This window comes from Halomonas sp. 18071143 (assembly GCF_019211725.1).
GTDB lineage: Bacteria > Pseudomonadota > Gammaproteobacteria > Pseudomonadales > Halomonadaceae > Vreelandella > Vreelandella stevensii.
In genome coordinates this window covers 3669330-3685305 of sequence record NZ_CP078120.1, presented here as the reverse complement: position 1 = coordinate 3685305, position 15976 = coordinate 3669330, and the positions used below count along the sequence as shown (strand labels likewise).

Annotated in this window: 15 protein-coding genes; 2 read left to right on the top strand and 13 right to left on the bottom strand. The window is 60.1% G+C overall.

The features are described 5' to 3' along the window. Window positions 1-85: 85 nt before the first annotated feature. On the top strand, window positions 86-1012 hold the full coding sequence (locus tag KVY02_RS17260; RefSeq protein ID WP_016915416.1) for a LysR family transcriptional regulator: 927 nt from the start codon (window positions 86-88) through the stop codon (window positions 1010-1012). A 9-nt stretch (window positions 1013-1021) separates the two neighbouring features. Here the strand turns inward: KVY02_RS17260 and KVY02_RS17255 are convergent, their stop codons facing one another. The 7 genes from KVY02_RS17255 to phnD form a co-directional block, all read right to left on the bottom strand. Continuing rightward, window positions 1022-3127 carry a methyl-accepting chemotaxis protein gene (locus tag KVY02_RS17255; protein WP_016915415.1) on the bottom strand — a complete coding sequence of 702 codons (2106 nt, stop codon included), beginning with the start codon at window positions 3125-3127 and terminating at the stop codon, window positions 1022-1024. 141 nt (window positions 3128-3268) lie between these two features. Further along, window positions 3269-5134, bottom strand: coding sequence for a methyl-accepting chemotaxis protein (locus KVY02_RS17250; RefSeq protein WP_144981377.1), 1866 nt, complete (start codon window positions 5132-5134; stop codon window positions 3269-3271). Between the two features lie 84 nt (window positions 5135-5218). Next, entirely contained in the window at window positions 5219-5650 is a 432-nt protein-coding gene (locus KVY02_RS17245) for a host attachment protein (protein ID WP_081136025.1), read from the bottom strand. 81 nt (window positions 5651-5731) lie between these two features. Next, the gene (phnE, locus tag KVY02_RS17240; protein ID WP_081135881.1) at window positions 5732-6541 is read right to left on the bottom strand and encodes a phosphonate ABC transporter, permease protein PhnE; all 810 of its coding nucleotides are present in this window, start codon (window positions 6539-6541) and stop codon (window positions 5732-5734) included. After that, entirely contained in the window at window positions 6535-7335 is an 801-nt protein-coding gene (gene phnE / locus KVY02_RS17235) for a phosphonate ABC transporter, permease protein PhnE (protein WP_218314020.1), read from the bottom strand. Before phnE (KVY02_RS17235) ends, phnE (KVY02_RS17240) begins: the two co-directional genes overlap by 7 nt. Before the next feature lies 1 nt (window position 7336). Beyond that, on the bottom strand, window positions 7337-8128 hold the full coding sequence (gene phnC / locus KVY02_RS17230) for a phosphonate ABC transporter ATP-binding protein (protein WP_218314019.1): 792 nt from the start codon (window positions 8126-8128) through the stop codon (window positions 7337-7339). Window positions 8129-8182: 54 nt separating this feature from the next. Continuing rightward, window positions 8183-9172: a phosphate/phosphite/phosphonate ABC transporter substrate-binding protein gene (gene phnD, locus KVY02_RS17225; protein WP_081135885.1), complete on the bottom strand. Its 990-nt coding sequence runs from the start codon at window positions 9170-9172 to the stop codon at window positions 8183-8185. A 157-nt stretch (window positions 9173-9329) separates the two neighbouring features. Between phnD and KVY02_RS17220 the strand changes: the two genes are divergently transcribed. Beyond that, the gene (locus KVY02_RS17220) at window positions 9330-9923 is read left to right on the top strand and encodes a histidine phosphatase family protein (RefSeq protein ID WP_218314018.1); all 594 of its coding nucleotides are present in this window, start codon (window positions 9330-9332) and stop codon (window positions 9921-9923) included. On the opposite strand, the gene KVY02_RS17215 is transcribed toward KVY02_RS17220, so the two are convergent. The 6 genes from KVY02_RS17215 to KVY02_RS17190 all read right to left on the bottom strand — a co-directional run bounded on the left by KVY02_RS17215 (window position 9920) and on the right by KVY02_RS17190 (window position 15897). Then, window positions 9920-10312, bottom strand: coding sequence for a RidA family protein (locus KVY02_RS17215; RefSeq protein ID WP_016915407.1), 393 nt, complete (start codon window positions 10310-10312; stop codon window positions 9920-9922). The two genes, KVY02_RS17220 and KVY02_RS17215, sit on opposite strands and share 4 nt — an antisense overlap. 96 nt (window positions 10313-10408) lie before the next feature. Continuing rightward, window positions 10409-11137, bottom strand: a complete 729-nt coding sequence (locus tag KVY02_RS17210; protein ID WP_039179251.1) for an amino acid ABC transporter ATP-binding protein — start codon at window positions 11135-11137, stop codon at window positions 10409-10411. 86 nt (window positions 11138-11223) lie between these two features. Next, window positions 11224-12324: an amino acid ABC transporter permease gene (locus KVY02_RS17205; RefSeq protein ID WP_096921828.1), complete on the bottom strand. Its 1101-nt coding sequence runs from the start codon at window positions 12322-12324 to the stop codon at window positions 11224-11226. Between the two features lie 21 nt (window positions 12325-12345). Next, window positions 12346-13536: an amino acid ABC transporter permease gene (locus tag KVY02_RS17200; protein WP_218314017.1), complete on the bottom strand. Its 1191-nt coding sequence runs from the start codon at window positions 13534-13536 to the stop codon at window positions 12346-12348. A 98-nt stretch (window positions 13537-13634) separates the two neighbouring features. Beyond that, on the bottom strand, window positions 13635-14660 hold the full coding sequence (locus KVY02_RS17195; RefSeq protein ID WP_218314016.1) for an amino acid ABC transporter substrate-binding protein: 1026 nt from the start codon (window positions 14658-14660) through the stop codon (window positions 13635-13637). A gap of 226 nt (window positions 14661-14886) precedes the next feature. Next, window positions 14887-15897, bottom strand: a complete 1011-nt coding sequence (locus KVY02_RS17190) for an amino acid ABC transporter substrate-binding protein (protein WP_218314015.1) — start codon at window positions 15895-15897, stop codon at window positions 14887-14889. Window positions 15898-15976 lie beyond the last annotated feature (79 nt).

Genomic DNA, 15976 nt, shown 5'->3' with positions numbered 1-15976 from the left:
CTGTTAAGCAAATTATCTTGATAACGTATATCTTTAAAATCGATATAGCATTCGTTGAGCAGCACTTTTTCTGGAGGGCCTGGTCATGCACTACACGTTGCGCCAGCTGGAAGTCTTCGTCGCCGTTGCCCAGCACGAAAGCGTTTCCCAGGCGGCGCGGGCGCTGGCCATGTCCCAGTCGGCGACCAGTACGGCGCTGGCCGAGCTGGAACGCCAGTTCGACTGCCAGCTATTGGACCGCATGGGTAAACGTCTGAAACTCAACGCGTTGGGGTTCCAGCTGCTCCCCAAGGCGGTGGCGCTGCTGGACCGAGCCGAAGAGGTGGAGGAGCTGCTGCGCGGCCAGCAGGGGGTGGGCGCTCTGGACGTGGGTGCCACCCTGACCATCGGCAACTATCTGGCCACCCTGTTGATCAGTGATTTCATGCAGCGTTACCCCGGTAGCCGCGTGCGGCTGGCGGTGCGCAATACGCGGCATATCATCGAGGGGGTGCGCCAGCATTCGCTGGACCTGGGGCTGATCGAAGGGCAGTGCGATGACGACATGATCATCAGCCAGCCCTGGGTAGAAGATGAGCTGTGCGTGTTCTGCTCGCCTAGGCACCCGCTGGCCGGGCGTGCTCACTTGGAACTGGATCAGCTGCTGCGAGAAGACTGGATCATGCGCGAGGAGGGCTCCGGCACCCGCATGACGCTGGAGCATGCGGCGCGCCACCGGCGCAGCCGCTTCAATACGCTGCTGGAACTGGAGCACACCGAAGGGATCAAGCGGGCGGTGGAGTCAGGTCTGGGGATCGGCTGCGTCTCTCGGCTGGCGCTACGAGACGCTTTCCGGCGGGGTAGCCTGGTGCCGCTACCCACGCCGGAGCTGGACCTGAAGCGTCAGTTCACCTTCATCTGGCATCGCCACAAGTATCTGACCACCGGCGTGCGCGAGTTTTTGCGCCTCTGCCGCGAAATGACCGCCGGTGCCCAGCGCAGCGACGACATCCCGCTGCCGCCCATTCCTTGACGCACATGCTCAAACGGCATTCGATTGACTGTGCCCCGGCAGCGCCGGTTGAGTCGCGTTGTCTCCCAAGGTAAACCCGCCCACCAGGGCATCGAGGCGTTCCGCCTGATCTTTCAACTGTTCGGCGGCGGTCGTTGACTCCTCGACCAGCGCGGCGTTTTGCTGCGTCATCTGGTCGAGATCGGTCACCGCAATGCTCACCTGGTCGATGCCTTGATTCTGTTCACTGGCGGCCGTGCTGATATCGCCGAGCATCTGGGTAACGCGGGACACGCTTTGCGTCAACTGGTGCATGGCCGCTTCCGCATCGTGCACCAGTTGGGTGCCGTCATCGACTTTCTCGGCGGACATATCGATTCGCTGACGAATATCCTTGGCAGCTTCGCTACTGCGCGAGGCCAGCTTGCGGACTTCATCGGCGACCACGGCAAAGCCGCGCCCATGCTCGCCGGCGCGTGCGGCTTCCACGGACGCGTTCAGGGCCAGCAGGTTGGTTTGAAAGGCAATGCCATCGATGACCCCCACGATGGTCTGGATTTCAGCCGACGTGTCGCGAATGGCTTCCATGGTCGTGACCACTTGTTCGAATGCCTGGTCCGTTCGCGCCGCTAATTGCGAGGCCGTCTGTGATAGTCCGCTGGCCTCCTGGGAGGCGTGGGTCGTGTGTCGAACGGTACTGCTGATCTCTTCCATGGCGGCAGAGGTCTGTTGAAGGCTGGCAGCGGCTTGCTCGGTGCGACGAGACAGGTCGTGCCCTCCTTGGGTAATCTCGTTGGCGGCATGATTCACGGCCTCGCTGCTGCGACGTACGTCCAGCAGGATGGTTTGAATCTTGGCTGCAAAGGCGTTGAACTGCTCTGCTACTGCCGCACTCTCATCGCGTCCATGCACCGGTAGCCGCTGAGTAAGATCACCACTACCCGACGCGATCTCTTGCATGCGGCTTGCCAACCGCTTCAAGGGGCGAGCAATGCGGCCGCCAATCCACCAAAGTGCAACCATGCCCACTGCAGACAGCAGTAGCCCCACCAGCGTCATGCCCAGGGTGTTTTGTTGGCGCTGTTCGCTGAGTATGGCCTGCAGTGCATTGAGCTCTGCCATGACCACGGATTCAGGTAGCTGGAGTACCAGCACCCACGGCTGTTCCGTATCGCCGATCGTGAGTGGCTGATAGCGCTGAAACATGCCGTTGGAGACTCGGCTGTAAAGGCTGCCCTGCCGAGCAGCCGTGGCAATACCTTCCAGGACAGCGTCGTTCAGCGATTGGCTGGCGGGCAAGCCCAGGGCGTCATCTCCGTGGGTATCGGCAACCAGACCCCCGCGTCCGGCGACCAGCGCCATCCGGCCGGCACCGTCGTAAAGCGTTGCGTTGGCGTCACGCAGCAAAGCCTGGATGAAATTCAGCGAGAGGTCGACGCCCGCCACGCCGCGGAATGCGCCATCGACCAGGATGGGCGCATTGAACGATGTGACCAGCTGTGTCTCGCCATCGTAATCGTAGGCAGCGGGATCGATCACGCAGGGGGCCAGCGTTTCACGTGGACATAGGTAATACTCACCTTCGCGCACACCGCTGGCCAGTCGTGCTTCGCTCTCCATGGTATCGCCCAAGGGCAATACCTCCAGCGTGCCATCCCCGGTACGGTACCACCATGGCATGAAGCGACCACTACCATCATGGCCGTAACGCTCGTCACCAACGAAGCGGGCATCATCATCAAAGGCATTGGGCTCCCAGCCGATGAAAGCGTCCAGCAGGGCCGGGTTATCCGCCACGGTCTGGCGAACCAGGTTGGAAAGCTGACGACGCGTGAGGTAGAGCGCTCGATGGCCCTCCGCATCCTGCATGCCCATCAACGCGTTGGTGGATGCCAGCTGGCTGGCCAGCGTCATGGCCATGTCCAGCTCCCGCTGTATACGGCCCCCTTCTGCTTCGGTCAGGGCATCAAGCCGGGCATTCAGTGCACTTTCTACCAAGGCTTGCGTGTGATCTTCAACGGTTTGCTGTGTGCGGGCGGCAGCCAACAGGTTGTAGATGACCAGCGCGGCGACGACGGCCAGTAGGCAAGGGCCTGCCAGGGCCAGCACCAGAGTGCGTAAGGAGCGAAAGTGCATAGTGTGGTTGACCTGTTGTCATGGGAATCAGGCAGCTGGGTGGGGGCTTCCCAAGGGCAAGTAGACCAGCCGTTAGTGGCGTGCTGATGACAAAAGGGCATAGCCCCCTGCCAATATAGCAAGGGGGCCGCCATGGGCGCGTTAAAACTTTTCGATAGCGGTTGGTGCATTAGGGGACCGTAGAGCAGGGGCATGCTGTGCGACGCCAAGCTTGAAGCTGCTGATGGTGCCGGTCAGGTGGTTTGCCTGCTCCTTGAGGTGCTCGGCGGCGGTGGTGGACTCTTCCACCATGGCAGCGTTTTCCTGGGTCATCCGGTCCAGCTCGGCCACGGCGATGTTGACCTGCTTGATGCCATCACTCTGTTCGCTGGTGGCGGCGTTGATCTCTTCGAGTACGTCGGTGACACGGGTAATGTGCTCGACGATATCGTGCATGGTGCTGCCCGCCTCGCGCACCAGCGAGGTGCCGTTATTGACCCGGGACTGGGAGTCTTCGATCAGCTTCTGGATGTCGCTGGCAGCGTCGCTGCTGCGGCCAGCCAGTTTACGCACTTCGTCGGCTACCACGGCAAAGCCACGGCCATGCTCGCCAGCCCTGGCGGCTTCTACTGAAGCGTTGAGCGCCAGCAGATTGGTCTGGAAGGCAATGCTGTTCATTAAGGTGACGATCTCACCAATCTTGTTGGAGGCTTGGGAGATGTCTTCCATGGTCGTCACCACGTTCGAGACTACCTGACCGCCGTTTTTCGCTACTTCAGAAGCGGCATGAGAGAGCTGGTTGGCCTCCTGGGCCGACGCGGCGGTGTGGGCGACAGTGCTGGTGATCTGCTCCACCGACGCAGACGTCTGCTGCAGGCTGGAAGCCGCATTGTCGGTGCGGCGCGACAGGTCCTGCCCGCCCATGGCAATCTCGTTGGCGGCGTGGTGCACGGCTTCGCTGCTGGTACGCACTTCGATCAGCACTTCTTCCATTTTGCCCACGAAGCGGTTGAAAGCGCGGGCGATCTGAGTGACCTCGTCGTTACCCTCTTCCGGTAAGCGCTGCGTCAGGTCGCCTTCGCCGGAGGCAATGTTATCCATGGCGTTACGCACACCCAGCAGGCGACGCAGCAGCAGCGAGAGCAGCAGGCCGAACACCACGGCAGTGATGGCGGCGACGATCAGCAGGGTGATGATGGACGTGGCAGCAATGGCGCGCAGTCCGGCGGTGGCTTCTGCTTCGTCCAGCGCGACCACCAACTGCCAGCCGCTATTGCCGCCCACCTGGCTGCCCATGAGCAGCTTGCTGCTTTCCTGCAGGGCCATGGGCTGGGGCGTGTCGGACTGGATAATGCGCGTGAGCTCCTGAGGGTTCAAGTTCGCACTCAGGGCGGTCGAAGGCTCCAGGGTCAGGGCGGCGTCCGGGTGGGCAACCAGGGTGCCATCCTGAGTGGTCAAAAAAGCGAAGCTTGAAGGCGTGGGGGAAATATTACCCACGATATCGATGACGTCCGCTATGGTAATGTCTGCCCCAATGACGGCCATCAGCTCGCCATTACGGTAAAAGGGGCGGGCGAACGTGATGATCAATCCGCCGGTTTGCGCATCGACATAGGGCGCGGTAACGACCGTGTCCGCTGCGCTAACGGCTGCCTGATACCAAGGCCGTCCTCTAGGATCGTAATCACTGGGTGGCTGCCAGCCGTCTGAAAAAATGGCGTTTGATGTGTGTGGATAAGCGAGGTATGCCGTCATGAAGTCGCCAGAATCGGCCAACTGGCGCAACGCCGACAGCGGCTCTTCGCCGCCTGCAGTGTGCTCCATGCTTGCCATCATGGTGTAGCGTGCATTGAACCACTCATCGATAGCCTGTGTGTTTCCATTCACAACAGCGCTGAGGTTGCGGCTGATCTGTTCGCTATTATGGTGTTTAACGGTGGAATAGCTGGCGATGCCATTGATCACCAGGGCAACAACGATGGCAGTCAACGCCGCTAAGAGTATTCGAAAGCGTAGTGTAGCGAACATGGTCACTCTCTTGATCGTCAGGGTAAATGACGATTATCGGCGAGAGTGACCACTTCTTTAGGCGTATAGCCGTTTATTCATGGATCAGCGCAAATCGCTGACGGCTTCCTGAATATCCGACAGCGAGGCTTTGCTGAGGTCCTTGGAGAGGGTATGGATCACCAGCTTCTGGGTGGGGTTGTCGAGCTTTTCCCGCAGCAGCCCGAGAAACTTGGGCGGGGCCACCATGATCAGCTTCTCCATGCGGTTATCGACGCGGGCAGTATAGAGCCGTTGGGCGACCTCCTTGGCAAACAGCTCGTTTTCATGCCGGGAAGCGGCGCCCTCTTCACCTGACGAGCGTGACGTGGTGGACGTGGATTCATGCACGTCTGCACCACGGCGGTCGGTGATCAGGTCGCCTTCATGCAGCCTGCCTGCCGCATGCACCATGCTCTCCTGCTCGGCGAGTTCCAGAGCGTCACGGGTAAAGATCCTGGCGCGTGCTGCGTCGGCTACCACGATATAGGTGGTCATCGTCATACGTCCTCCATGTCGTTGATTACCCTTTAACCATGGCAAGCGTTTGGGGTTAGGTCAAACGCTTGCCTGGCGGCTTTACAGCACTTTGCGGCGCAGCACGCTGGTAATGGCTTCACCGATCAGTACCAGCACGATAATGGCGATCAGGATGGTGGCCACGGTCGGCCAGGCGAACGTATCGATGGCACCTTGCAGGATTACGCCAATCCCTCCGGCGCCTACCAGGCCCAGCACGGTGGATTCGCGGATATTGATATCCCAGCGCAGAATCACGATGGCGAAAAAGGCGGGCATGACCTGCGGGACGATGGCGTAAGCGACCACCTTGGCCTTCGAGGCGCCGGTGGCCTCCATGGCTTCGACGGGACGGCGGTCAATCTCTTCGATGGCTTCGCCCATCAGCTTGCCGATGAAGCCGATGGAGCGAAACACGATGGCCAGAATACCGGCCAGTACGCCGGGGCCGAAAATCGCCACGAACAGCAGCGCCCAGATAATGGTGTTCACCGAGCGGCTGGAGACCAGAATAAAGCGCCCCAGCCACAGGCAGGCACGGTTCGGGGTGGTGTTCTGGGCAGCGATGTAGGCCACCGGCAGCGCCAGAAAGATGGTGATGAACGTAGCCAGGGTAGCGATATGCACGGTTTCCAGCAGGGCATTCAGGATGTTGCCCAACCCGGCGCTGCTGGGTGGCCACATGCGTGCGCCCAGCCCCGAGATTTGATTCGGCGCGTCCCACACCCAGGGCCAGAAAATATCGATATCGCGAACGGCCCAGAACACCAGCATCAAGGTGGCTAGCAGGACGGCATAGCGGATCAGCCGCTCTTTCCGGTCGTAACGTTGCCAGACTCGGTCGGCGAGTTGCTGTGCGTGATCTACCATATTTTTTTCCTCACCCAGCCGCTGACGCCTTCGCTAAGCAGAATCACCGCAATGATGATCAGCAGAATGGCGAACGCAAAGTCGTAGTCATAGCGCCCGAAGGCATTCATCAACGTGCCGCCAATCCCGCCAGCACCGACGATGCCCACCACGGCCGACGCGCGCAGATTGCTGTCCAGCTGATACATGGAGAGCCCCACCTGGCGAGGCAATATTTGCGGAAACACCGCATAGAACAGCGTGGCCAGATACCCGGCGCCAGCGGCACGCATGGCTTCCACCTGCCCCCAGTCGATCTCCTCGATCTCTTCGGCAAGCAGCTTGCCGACAAAGCCGATGGAGTAAAGGGTCAGGGTCAGGATACCCGCCAGCGGGCCAAAGCCCACCGCAGCAACGAATAGGATGGCCACGATGACCGGATGAAAGCTGCGTGACACGATGATGACGCTGCGACCGATCAGGTAGATCGGCAGAGGCGCGATATTGCGAGCGGCCATGACCGCAAAAGGGATGGAGAGCAGCACGCCCAGCAAAGTGGCCAGAATGGCGATCTGGAAGCTCTCTTTAAAGCCGGTCAGCAGTAGCCCGAAACGTTCGAAGCTGGGCGGAAAGCCACCGCTGAAAATACGCGCCGCCCGGGGCAGGCCTTCGGAGATACGGGCCCAGTTGAAGGGCAGCGAGCCAAACGCCCAGACCAGATACGCCAGGGCGATCAGCATGAGCCCGTAGCGGAGAACGGGGTTGGCGATGAAAGGCGGCTTTTTCCAGGTGCGTGGAGTAGGGGGAGTCGTCATGTCAGGCCCCTTGCGCCGCAGGGTCGGGCTGTTCACTGACGGATTCGTCCGGCGCCTCGATGCCCCCATAAATGGCGTCCAGTGCCTCCTTGTTGAAGTCGCTCGGCAAGCCATCGAAAATCATCTTGCCATGCCGCAGCCCCACGATGCGTTCGGTGTAGGTCTTGGCCTGGGCGACGTTGTGGATGTTGATGAGCACCGGCAGCGACAGCTCGCTGGCCAGGCTCTGTAGCAGCATCATGATCTGCTCGGACGTTCTTGGGTCCAGCGAAGCGGTGGGCTCATCCGCCAGCAGCAGGTCGGGCTCCTGCATCAGCGCACGCACCACGCCTACCCGCTGGCGCTCGCCGCCAGACAGCTCGTCAGCGCGTTTGTTGGCGTAATGGGCAATCCCCACGCGCTCCATCAGCATGAATGCACGTTCGATGTCCGCTTGGGGGTAGCGCCTCGAAATGGCCTGATAAAGGCTCACATAGCCGAGTCGGCCCGCCAGCACGTTCTCCATGACCGTCAGCCGATCGAGCAGGTTGAACCCTTGAAAGACCATGCCGATCTTGCGCCGGGCACGGCGTAGCTCGGCGCCTCTGATATTCACCAGCTCCGTGCCATTGAGCTTGATGGAGCCGGACGAGGGCTCCACCAGCCGGTTGATACAGCGCAGCATGGTGCTTTTACCCGCCCCCGATGCGCCCACGATCGACACGACGCTGGCGCCTTCTACCTTGAGGTCCAGGCCCTTGAGAACGGGCTCACTTTGGCCATAACGTTTGACCAGATTGGTAATTTCCAGCATGGGTGCACATCCATTCGCTCGATAAAAGCGCGCCGCCAGGGCGGCGCGACCAGGCTACTCCAGGTTTTCCCGCGTGTAGCGCACGTCATTGGCGGCCTGGATGGTGCGAATCACCTGCCAGTGTTCCTGGTAATTGATGGGAATGAATTTCTCGACCCCTTCGAACTCCTCGCCCAGCTCGGTGCCGACGAAGTCAAAGGTAAAGAACGCCTCTTCGATCTTCTCGACCAGGTCCGGGTGCAGGTTGTGGGCGTAGTTGTAAGAGGTGGTCGGGAAACGGTCGGACTCATAGATCAGCCTTACGTCCTCTTCGTCGTACAGGCCACGCGCGGCCATGCGCTCGACCACTTCGGAGGCAACCGGCGCGGCGTCATAGTCGCGGGCCACCACGCCCAACATGGACTGGTCATGGCTGCCGGAGTAGACCACCTCATAATCTTCATCCGGGGTGATGCCCAGCTCGGGCAGCAGTGCCCGCGGTGCCAGGTTGCCGGAGTTGGAGGTGGGGGAGGTATGCGCGACGCGCTTACCCTTCAGGTCTTCCAGGGACTCGATGTCCGAGTCGACATGGGTGAACATTTGCAGCGTGTAGCCGAACTGACCATCGTCAGAGCCCATCAGAGCGAAAGGCACGGCCCCGGCCAGGTTCACGGCAAAGGGCGTCGGGCCGGTCGAGAACCCGGCAATGTGCAGTCGGCCGCTGCGCATGGCTTCCACTTGGGCAGCGTTGGACTGCACCGCAAAGAAGCGGACATCGCGGCCTGTGACGTCAGAAAGGTGGTCGATGAACGGCTGCCAGATATCGGAGTAAATGGCAGGGTCTTCAACGGGGGTATAAGCGAAGATCAGCGTACTGGGGTTGGCCCAGCTCGACTCATCGGCCGGGCGGTCGGCGACCATGTCGCCATTTTCATCGCAGTAAAGTGTGTCCAGGGCGCCGCGTTCACAGTCGGCCTGGGCATGGCTGGCAAGCAGTGCCAGCGGGAGAAGCGAAACCGCAGTGAGCAGAGCCAGCGGACGCTTGGGCCAGGATGGCGTTTTCATGAGAAGCCTCTTATGTGCGTTATTGTTGTTGCGTGATGCCCACCGTCGCTGCAAGGTGATGTTGTGATCAGCCTGCGTTTCGCTAATGGACATTTGAAGATGCAGATGTTTATTTTTCGAAAACGAACATTCTCAATCTAGGGTTTGTTACAAAGATATGTCAAACACTTTCCTGACCCCCTCCTACCATTGGCGCAACCGTTATCTGCTGATGCGCCATGGCCACAGCCAGGCCAACGCGCAGGGGCGAATCATCAGCACCCCCGAGCGCGGAATAGGCGCCTATGGATTGTCGCCCGAAGGCGAACGACAGTTGGTCGAAGCGTTGGCGGACTGGCGTTGGCCGGCGCCCACCCAGGTGGTGCATTCGGACTTTTTACGCACGACCCAAACCGCTACTCGGGTAGCCAGCGCTTTTCGACTGGGCATGGCCATCGACGAGCGCTTGCGAGAACGCCATTTTGGCGAGCTGGAAGGCCAGGCAGATAGTCATTACCCCGAGGTATGGGCGCAGGATGCCCAGAGTGCCGCGCATCGGCAGTGGCAGGTAGAGCCGCTCACCAGCGTGGCAGCGCGCATGTGCGCTGCGCTGGAAGCGCTGGAGCAGCGCTGGCAAGGGGAAACGGTGCTGGTGGTGAGCCATGGCGACCCGCTGCAGATCCTGCTCACGGCGCTGGCAGGCAAGCCGTTGACCCAGCATCGTGAGCAGCTCGCGCTGGCCCCGGCCAGCATCACGTTGGTAGGCGGTTAGGCGCCTTCCCTGGGGGGAATCCAGGCAATCATGTCGACTTCCACGTCGGCACCGCCTGCCAGGCCGGTGACGCCGATGCAGGTACGGGTGGGGAGCGGTTTCTCGAAGTAGCTGGCGTAGACCTGGTTCACTTCATCGAAGTGGCCCATGTTGGTAATGAAAACCCGTGACTGCACCACGTACTCGAAGCTGCTGCCCACCTCTTCCAGCACGATGGCCAGGTTCTGCATGACCCGGTGGGTTTGTTCGGTAAAGGTGCCCAGCAGCATTTCGTTGGTTTCCGGCACGGTCGGCATCTGGCCGGTGATGAACACCAGGTCGCCCACGCGGCAGGCGTGAGAGAACGGCGCAATGGGCTGTGGGGCGCGGTCGATGAACAGTTTTTCCATGATGACTCTCTGGTGTGATGGGGGTATTCAGAAGGGCCATGAAAATGGGCCTCAGCTGAGGCCCACGTTACGCATTATGACGCGCTGGCAGTCGAATCAATGCCCCAGAATCTGGCTCAGGAAGAGCTGGGTGCGCTCGGACTGCGGGTTGTTGAAGAACGGCTCTGGAGCGTTTTCTTCGATGATCTGCCCCTGGTCCATGAAGATCACGCGGTCGGCCACGGTCTTGGCGAAGCCCATTTCATGGGTCACGCAGAGCATGGTCATGCCCTCTTCGGCCAGTTCGATCATGACGTCCAGTACTTCCTTGATCATTTCCGGGTCTAGGGCCGAGGTCGGCTCATCGAACAGCATGACGTCCGGGTGCATGCACAGCGAGCGGGCAATGGCGACCCGCTGCTGCTGACCACCGGACAGCTGGCCGGGATATTTCTTGGCCTGTTCGGCGATGCGTACCCGCTGCAGGTAGCGCATGGCCTGCTCTTCAGCCTCTTTGCGCGGCTTTTTCTGTACCCACATAGGGGCGATACAGCAGTTCTCCAGCACGGTGAGGTGAGGGAACAGGTTGAAGTGCTGGAACACCATGCCAACGCTGCGACGAATCTGCTCGATACGCTTCACGTCCTGGGTCAGCGGCACGCCGCCGACCACGATCTCGCCCTTTTGATGCTCTTCCAAGTGGTTGATGCAGCGAATCATGGTGGACTTGCCCGAGCCGGACGGCCCGCAAATGACGATCCTTTCGCCGCGCTTCACTTCCAGATAGATGTCGCGCAGCACGTGAAAATCGCCGTACCACTTGTTGACGCCGCGCATTTCGACCATCAGATCCGAAGTACCGGTGCCAGGGTTATGGGAAGCTGCTTGTGTCATGTCACTATCCTGCTAAAAAATCGTTGATAAAAGCGGCGTTAACGCCTGTGACCGGTGTGTAGCCTGCGTTCCAGATACTGGCTGTAGCGCGACATGCTGAAACAGAAGATCCAGAACATGAAGGCCGCAAAGACATAGCCTTCCAGCGAGAAGCCCAGCCAGCGCGAGTCGGCCAGTGCCGCTTGCACGATCCCCAGCAGATCGAATAGCCCGATGATCATGACCAGGGTCGTGTCTTTGAACAACGAAATGAACGTGTTCACGATACCAGGAATCATCATTTTCAGAGCCTGGGGCAGTACGATCAGCCCCATGCGCTTCCAGTAGGTCATGCCGAGGGCGGCGGCGGCTTCTTCCTGGCCTTTGGGAATGGCTTGCAAACCACCGCGAATGACTTCGGCCATGTAGGCGCTCTGGAACAGCGTCAGGCCGATCAGGGCGCGTACCAGACGGTCCACGCTGACCCCGGTAGGCATGAACAGCGGCAGCATCACCGAGGCCATGAACAGCACCGTGATCAGCGGCACGCCACGCCAGAACTCGATAAAGATGACGCAGAAGCTCTTGACGATGGGCATGTTCGAACGCCGCCCCAGGGCCAGCACGATACCGATCGGCAGCGCACCTACCATGCCCACGGTAGCCAGCAGCAGGGTCAGCATCAGGCCGCCCCAGCGATGGGTCGGCACACGCGGCAGGTCGAAATAGCCGCCGTGCAGCAGCACGTAGGCGATCACGGGGAAGCCGACCAGCGCAAACACGGCCACCCAGCGCTTGAAGGGCAGGCGTGGAATCGCCAGCCAGGCAATCAGGGTGAAGAACCCGGCAAAGACGATATTGGCACGCCAGATTTCCGAGCGCGGGTACAAGCCGTAGATGAACTGGGTGAAGCGTGCGTTGATGAACACCCAACAGGCGCCTTCCCGGGAGCAGTCTTCGCGGGAGGTGCCTACCCAGTCGGCGTTGATGAACGCCCATTGCACCGTGGGAACCACGAGCAGGTAGAGAATATACAGGCCGATCAGCGTAAAGATCGTGTTGATCGGGCCGTTGAACAGGTTGCTGCGTAGCCATGCCACAGGGCCCACGGAACTGCTGGGCGCCGGCCTTGGCTCGATCATCGTTCGGTTGTGAATCATGGGAATGTCCTCGCCAACGGCCTAGCGTTCAACCAGCGCCACACGGGAGTTGAACCAGTTCATGAACATGGAGACCAGCATACTGATGGTCAGATAAACCGCCATGGTCATGGCAATGACCTCGATGGCTTGGCCTGTCTGGTTCAGCGTGGTGCCCGCAAAGACCGAAACGAGGTCCGGATAGCCAATGGCGGTGGCCAGCGACGAGTTCTTGATCAGGTTGAGGTACTGGCTGGTGAGCGGGGGAATGATGACTCGCAGTGCCTGCGGAATGACCACCAGACGCAGCACCAGGTTACGCGGCAGGCTCAGCGCTTGTGCGGCCTCGGTTTGGCCATGGGGAATGGCCTGAATACCGGAGCGCACGATTTCAGCAATGAACGCCGCCGTATAAATCGAGAGCGCGAACCACAGTGCCAGGAACTCGGGAATGACAGTGATACCACCGCGGAAGTTGAAACCGCGCAGCTCGGGGACATCCCAGGTGATCGGCACGCCGGTGGCAAACATCACCAGCAGGGGCAGGCCGAATATCATCGCGAAGGAGATCCAGTAGGCTGGCAGGCGCTGCCCCGTGGCCTCCTGACGGCGCTTGTTCCAGATCACCAGTGCAATGCTGGCGATGATCGCTGCAATGAAGGTGACCGGAATCAGCCCGAACCCGGACTCGAATAACGGTTCGGGAAGATACAGGCCGCGCACGTTGAGAAAGATGACCTCACCGAACGCCAGGCTATCACGGGCGCTGGGCAACGTACGCAATACGGCAAAGTACCAGAAGAAAATCTGCAGCAGCAGCGGGATGTTACGGAAGGTTTCGATATACGCCGTGGCCAGTCGTGCGATCAGCCAGTTGGGCGACAAGCGGGCAATCCCGACGATGAAACCGATGATGGTGGCGGCAATGACCCCCAATGCGCCCACCAGCAGAGTATTCAGCAGGCCCACGAAGAAGGTGCGGCCATAGGTGCTTTGGGAGGAGTAGTCGATCAGACTTTGAACGATCCCGAAGCCTGCGGTGTTGTTAAGAAAACCGAACCCGGTAGTGATCCCGCGAGAGGACAGGTTGTCTTGAACATTACCGACGATATAGAACAGAAACGTAATAACGGCTGTAATGAGTAGAAACTGAAAGATCAGCGCACGCTTTGCGCGGTCTCGCCAGAACGGAGGCTTGTGGCCAACGGGGCGAGCGTTAGGTCTTACGGACATGGATGGCGTCTCCGCTACACGGAAGGTCAATCAAATGGCCCGCCGATCCCCTTGAGTGATGCTGGCAAGGGACGGCGGGCCGGGGTCAAGCGAGACGCTTAGCGAATCGGCGGTGCGTACTGGAAGCCACCCTGGTTCCACAGAGCGTTGACGCCCCGTTCGATTTCCAGCGGTGAATCCATGCCGACGTTACGTTCGAAGCTTTCTGCGTAGTTACCTACCTGGCTCAGGATGTTGTAGGCCCACTCGGCATCCAGCCCCATGCCTTCACCGTAGTTGCCGTCCTGACCCAGCAGGCGAGCCACGTCCGGGTTATCGGAATCGCGCATTTCTTCGGCGTTTTCGCTGGTCACACCGTACTCTTCACCGTTGAGCATGGCGAACAGCGACCACTTGACGATGTTGAACCACAGGTCGTCACCCTGACGTACCACGGGGCCCAGCGGCTCCTTGGAGATGACGTCGGGCAGGATCATGGCAGCAGACGGGTCGTCCAGCTGAATACGCAGTGCGGCCAGCTGAGAGGTGTCAGAGGTCAGAACGTCACAACGGCCTGCCTGGAAACCACCGACGGTTTGCTCGGACGTATCGAAAACGATGGGGTCGAATTCCATGCCGTTAGCGCGGAAGTAGTCCGCCAGGTTCAGCTCGGTGGTGGTACCGGACTGGATACAGATGGCGGCGCCATCCAGCTCGGAGGCGTTGGAGATGCCCAGGTCGGTGGAGACCATGAAGCCCTGGCCGTCGTAGAAGTTGACGCCGGTGAAGTTGAGACCCAGCGTGGTATCACGGGTGGTGGTCCAGGTGGTGTTACGTGACAGAACATCGACTTCGCCAGACTGCAGTGCGGTAAAGCGCTCGACGGCGTTCAGGGAGATATAGTTAACGGCGTCGGCATCGCCCAGTACGGCGGCAGCGACGGCACGACATACGTCAACATCAAGACCTTGCCATTCGCCGCTATCGTCCGGCGCGGAAAAACCTGGCAAGCCATCACTAACGCCACACTGTACGGCACCGCGAGAGCGAGTTTCTTCTAATGTGTTCGCCTGCGCGGTAGCGATACCGGCCAGCGTAATTGCACCCGCAGAGGCAAGCAGTACCAGGTGTTTCTTGTTAACCATGTGTGTTCCCCTTCCTCGATTTAATGATGTTATGCATGTCGATGCATGCCTAAAAGCTAGCAAGGAAGGTGCCAAAAAAGATATGTCGGCAAATTCAGCGGTTTTCAACGTAAAATCAGCGAATTTATCGAAAGTATTGGTGCAAAAAAGAGTGCCAGCGGCTACGCGATGCTCTTTTTTGGTGCGTAGCCGCTGGCGCGGGGAGAAAACTACTGATGTTCGCCGATCAGCGAATAGGCGGCGCGTACTGAATGCCACCGTCTTTCCATAGCCCGTTGAGGCCTCTGGCAATGTTGAAGTCCGACCCTGAGCCGACATTGCGGTCATAGACGTCGGCATAATTACCTACCTGCTTGACGATCTGGTAGGCCCAGTCGGCGCTGATGCCCATGGGGCTGCCGAAATCGCCATCCTGGCCCAGCAGGCGCTGTACGTCAGGGTTGTCGCTGTCGAGCTGCTCGTCCACGTTCGCCTGGGTGACTTCCAGCTCTTCGGCATTGAGCATGGCAAACAGCGTCCACTTGACGATATTGAACCACTGGTCGTCGCCCTGGCGCACGGCCGGGCCCAGCGGCTCCTTGGAGATGATCTCGGGCAGCACCACGGCCATGTCGGGGTCGGCCAGCTGCATCCGCTGAGCATAGAGCTGCGAGGCATCGGAGCTCAGCACGTCGCAGCGGCCTGCTTCGAACCCGGCAATCGACTGCTCGGGAGAGTCGAAGACCACGGCATCATAGGTCATGCCGTGAACCCTGAAGTAATCGGACAGGTTCAGTTCGCTGGTGGTGCCCGATTGGGTGCATACCGCGGCGCCGTCCAGCTCCTTGGCACTCTGTACGTTCAGGTCGCTGGCCACCATGAAGGCCTGGCCATCGTAATAGCTGACGCCGGTAAAGTGCATGCCCAGCGTGGTATCGCGGCTGGAGGTCCAGGTGGTGGTGCGCGACAGCACGTCCACTTCACCGGACTGAAGGGCCGTGAATCGCTCCACGGAGTCCAGCGGCACGAACTCCACCTTGTTGGCATCGCCTAGCGCGGCGGCGGCAATGGCGCGGCAGATGTCGGTATCCAGGCCCCGGTACTGGTCGTCGTCATCCAGTGACGAGAAACCGGGCTGGGCGGCATTCACGCCGCAACGCAGGCTATCGCGATTCTGGACGGTGTCCAGCGTGCTGGCCATGGCGATGGCCGGTGCCAACAGGCTGGCCCCTACTCCCAACCAACGAACACTCTTCATGTGTGATTCCTTGACGTCGAAGCGCGCCGATCTGCGCGCATAAAAAAGCCGAGCAGCGCCCGGCTCTTCCACTAACGAT

What these genes read in the sequence shown, in the direction of transcription:
- KVY02_RS17190 (WP_218314015.1), bottom strand. Translation starts at nt 15,897, where the DNA reads ATGAAGAGTGTTCGTTGGTTGGGAGTAGGGGCCAGCCTGTTGGCACCG.
- KVY02_RS17250 (WP_144981377.1), bottom strand. Translation starts at nt 5,134, where the DNA reads ATGTTCGCTACACTACGCTTTCGAATACTCTTAGCGGCGTTGACTGCC.
- KVY02_RS17205 (WP_096921828.1), bottom strand. Translation starts at nt 12,324, where the DNA reads ATGATTCACAACCGAACGATGATCGAGCCAAGGCCGGCGCCCAGCAGT.
- phnE (WP_218314020.1), bottom strand. Translation starts at nt 7,335, where the DNA reads ATGACGACTCCCCCTACTCCACGCACCTGGAAAAAGCCGCCTTTCATC.
- KVY02_RS17245 (WP_081136025.1), bottom strand. Translation starts at nt 5,650, where the DNA reads ATGACCACCTATATCGTGGTAGCCGACGCAGCACGCGCCAGGATCTTT.
- KVY02_RS17195 (WP_218314016.1), bottom strand. Translation starts at nt 14,660, where the DNA reads ATGGTTAACAAGAAACACCTGGTACTGCTTGCCTCTGCGGGTGCAATT.
- KVY02_RS17260 (WP_016915416.1), top strand. Translation starts at nt 86, where the DNA reads ATGCACTACACGTTGCGCCAGCTGGAAGTCTTCGTCGCCGTTGCCCAG.
- phnE (WP_081135881.1), bottom strand. Translation starts at nt 6,541, where the DNA reads ATGGTAGATCACGCACAGCAACTCGCCGACCGAGTCTGGCAACGTTAC.
- phnD (WP_081135885.1), bottom strand. Translation starts at nt 9,172, where the DNA reads ATGAAAACGCCATCCTGGCCCAAGCGTCCGCTGGCTCTGCTCACTGCG.
- KVY02_RS17200 (WP_218314017.1), bottom strand. Translation starts at nt 13,536, where the DNA reads ATGTCCGTAAGACCTAACGCTCGCCCCGTTGGCCACAAGCCTCCGTTC.
- KVY02_RS17220 (WP_218314018.1), top strand. Translation starts at nt 9,330, where the DNA reads ATGTCAAACACTTTCCTGACCCCCTCCTACCATTGGCGCAACCGTTAT.
- KVY02_RS17255 (WP_016915415.1), bottom strand. Translation starts at nt 3,127, where the DNA reads ATGCACTTTCGCTCCTTACGCACTCTGGTGCTGGCCCTGGCAGGCCCT.
- phnC (WP_218314019.1), bottom strand. Translation starts at nt 8,128, where the DNA reads ATGCTGGAAATTACCAATCTGGTCAAACGTTATGGCCAAAGTGAGCCC.
- KVY02_RS17210 (WP_039179251.1), bottom strand. Translation starts at nt 11,137, where the DNA reads ATGGTCGAAATGCGCGGCGTCAACAAGTGGTACGGCGATTTTCACGTG.
- KVY02_RS17215 (WP_016915407.1), bottom strand. Translation starts at nt 10,312, where the DNA reads ATGGAAAAACTGTTCATCGACCGCGCCCCACAGCCCATTGCGCCGTTC.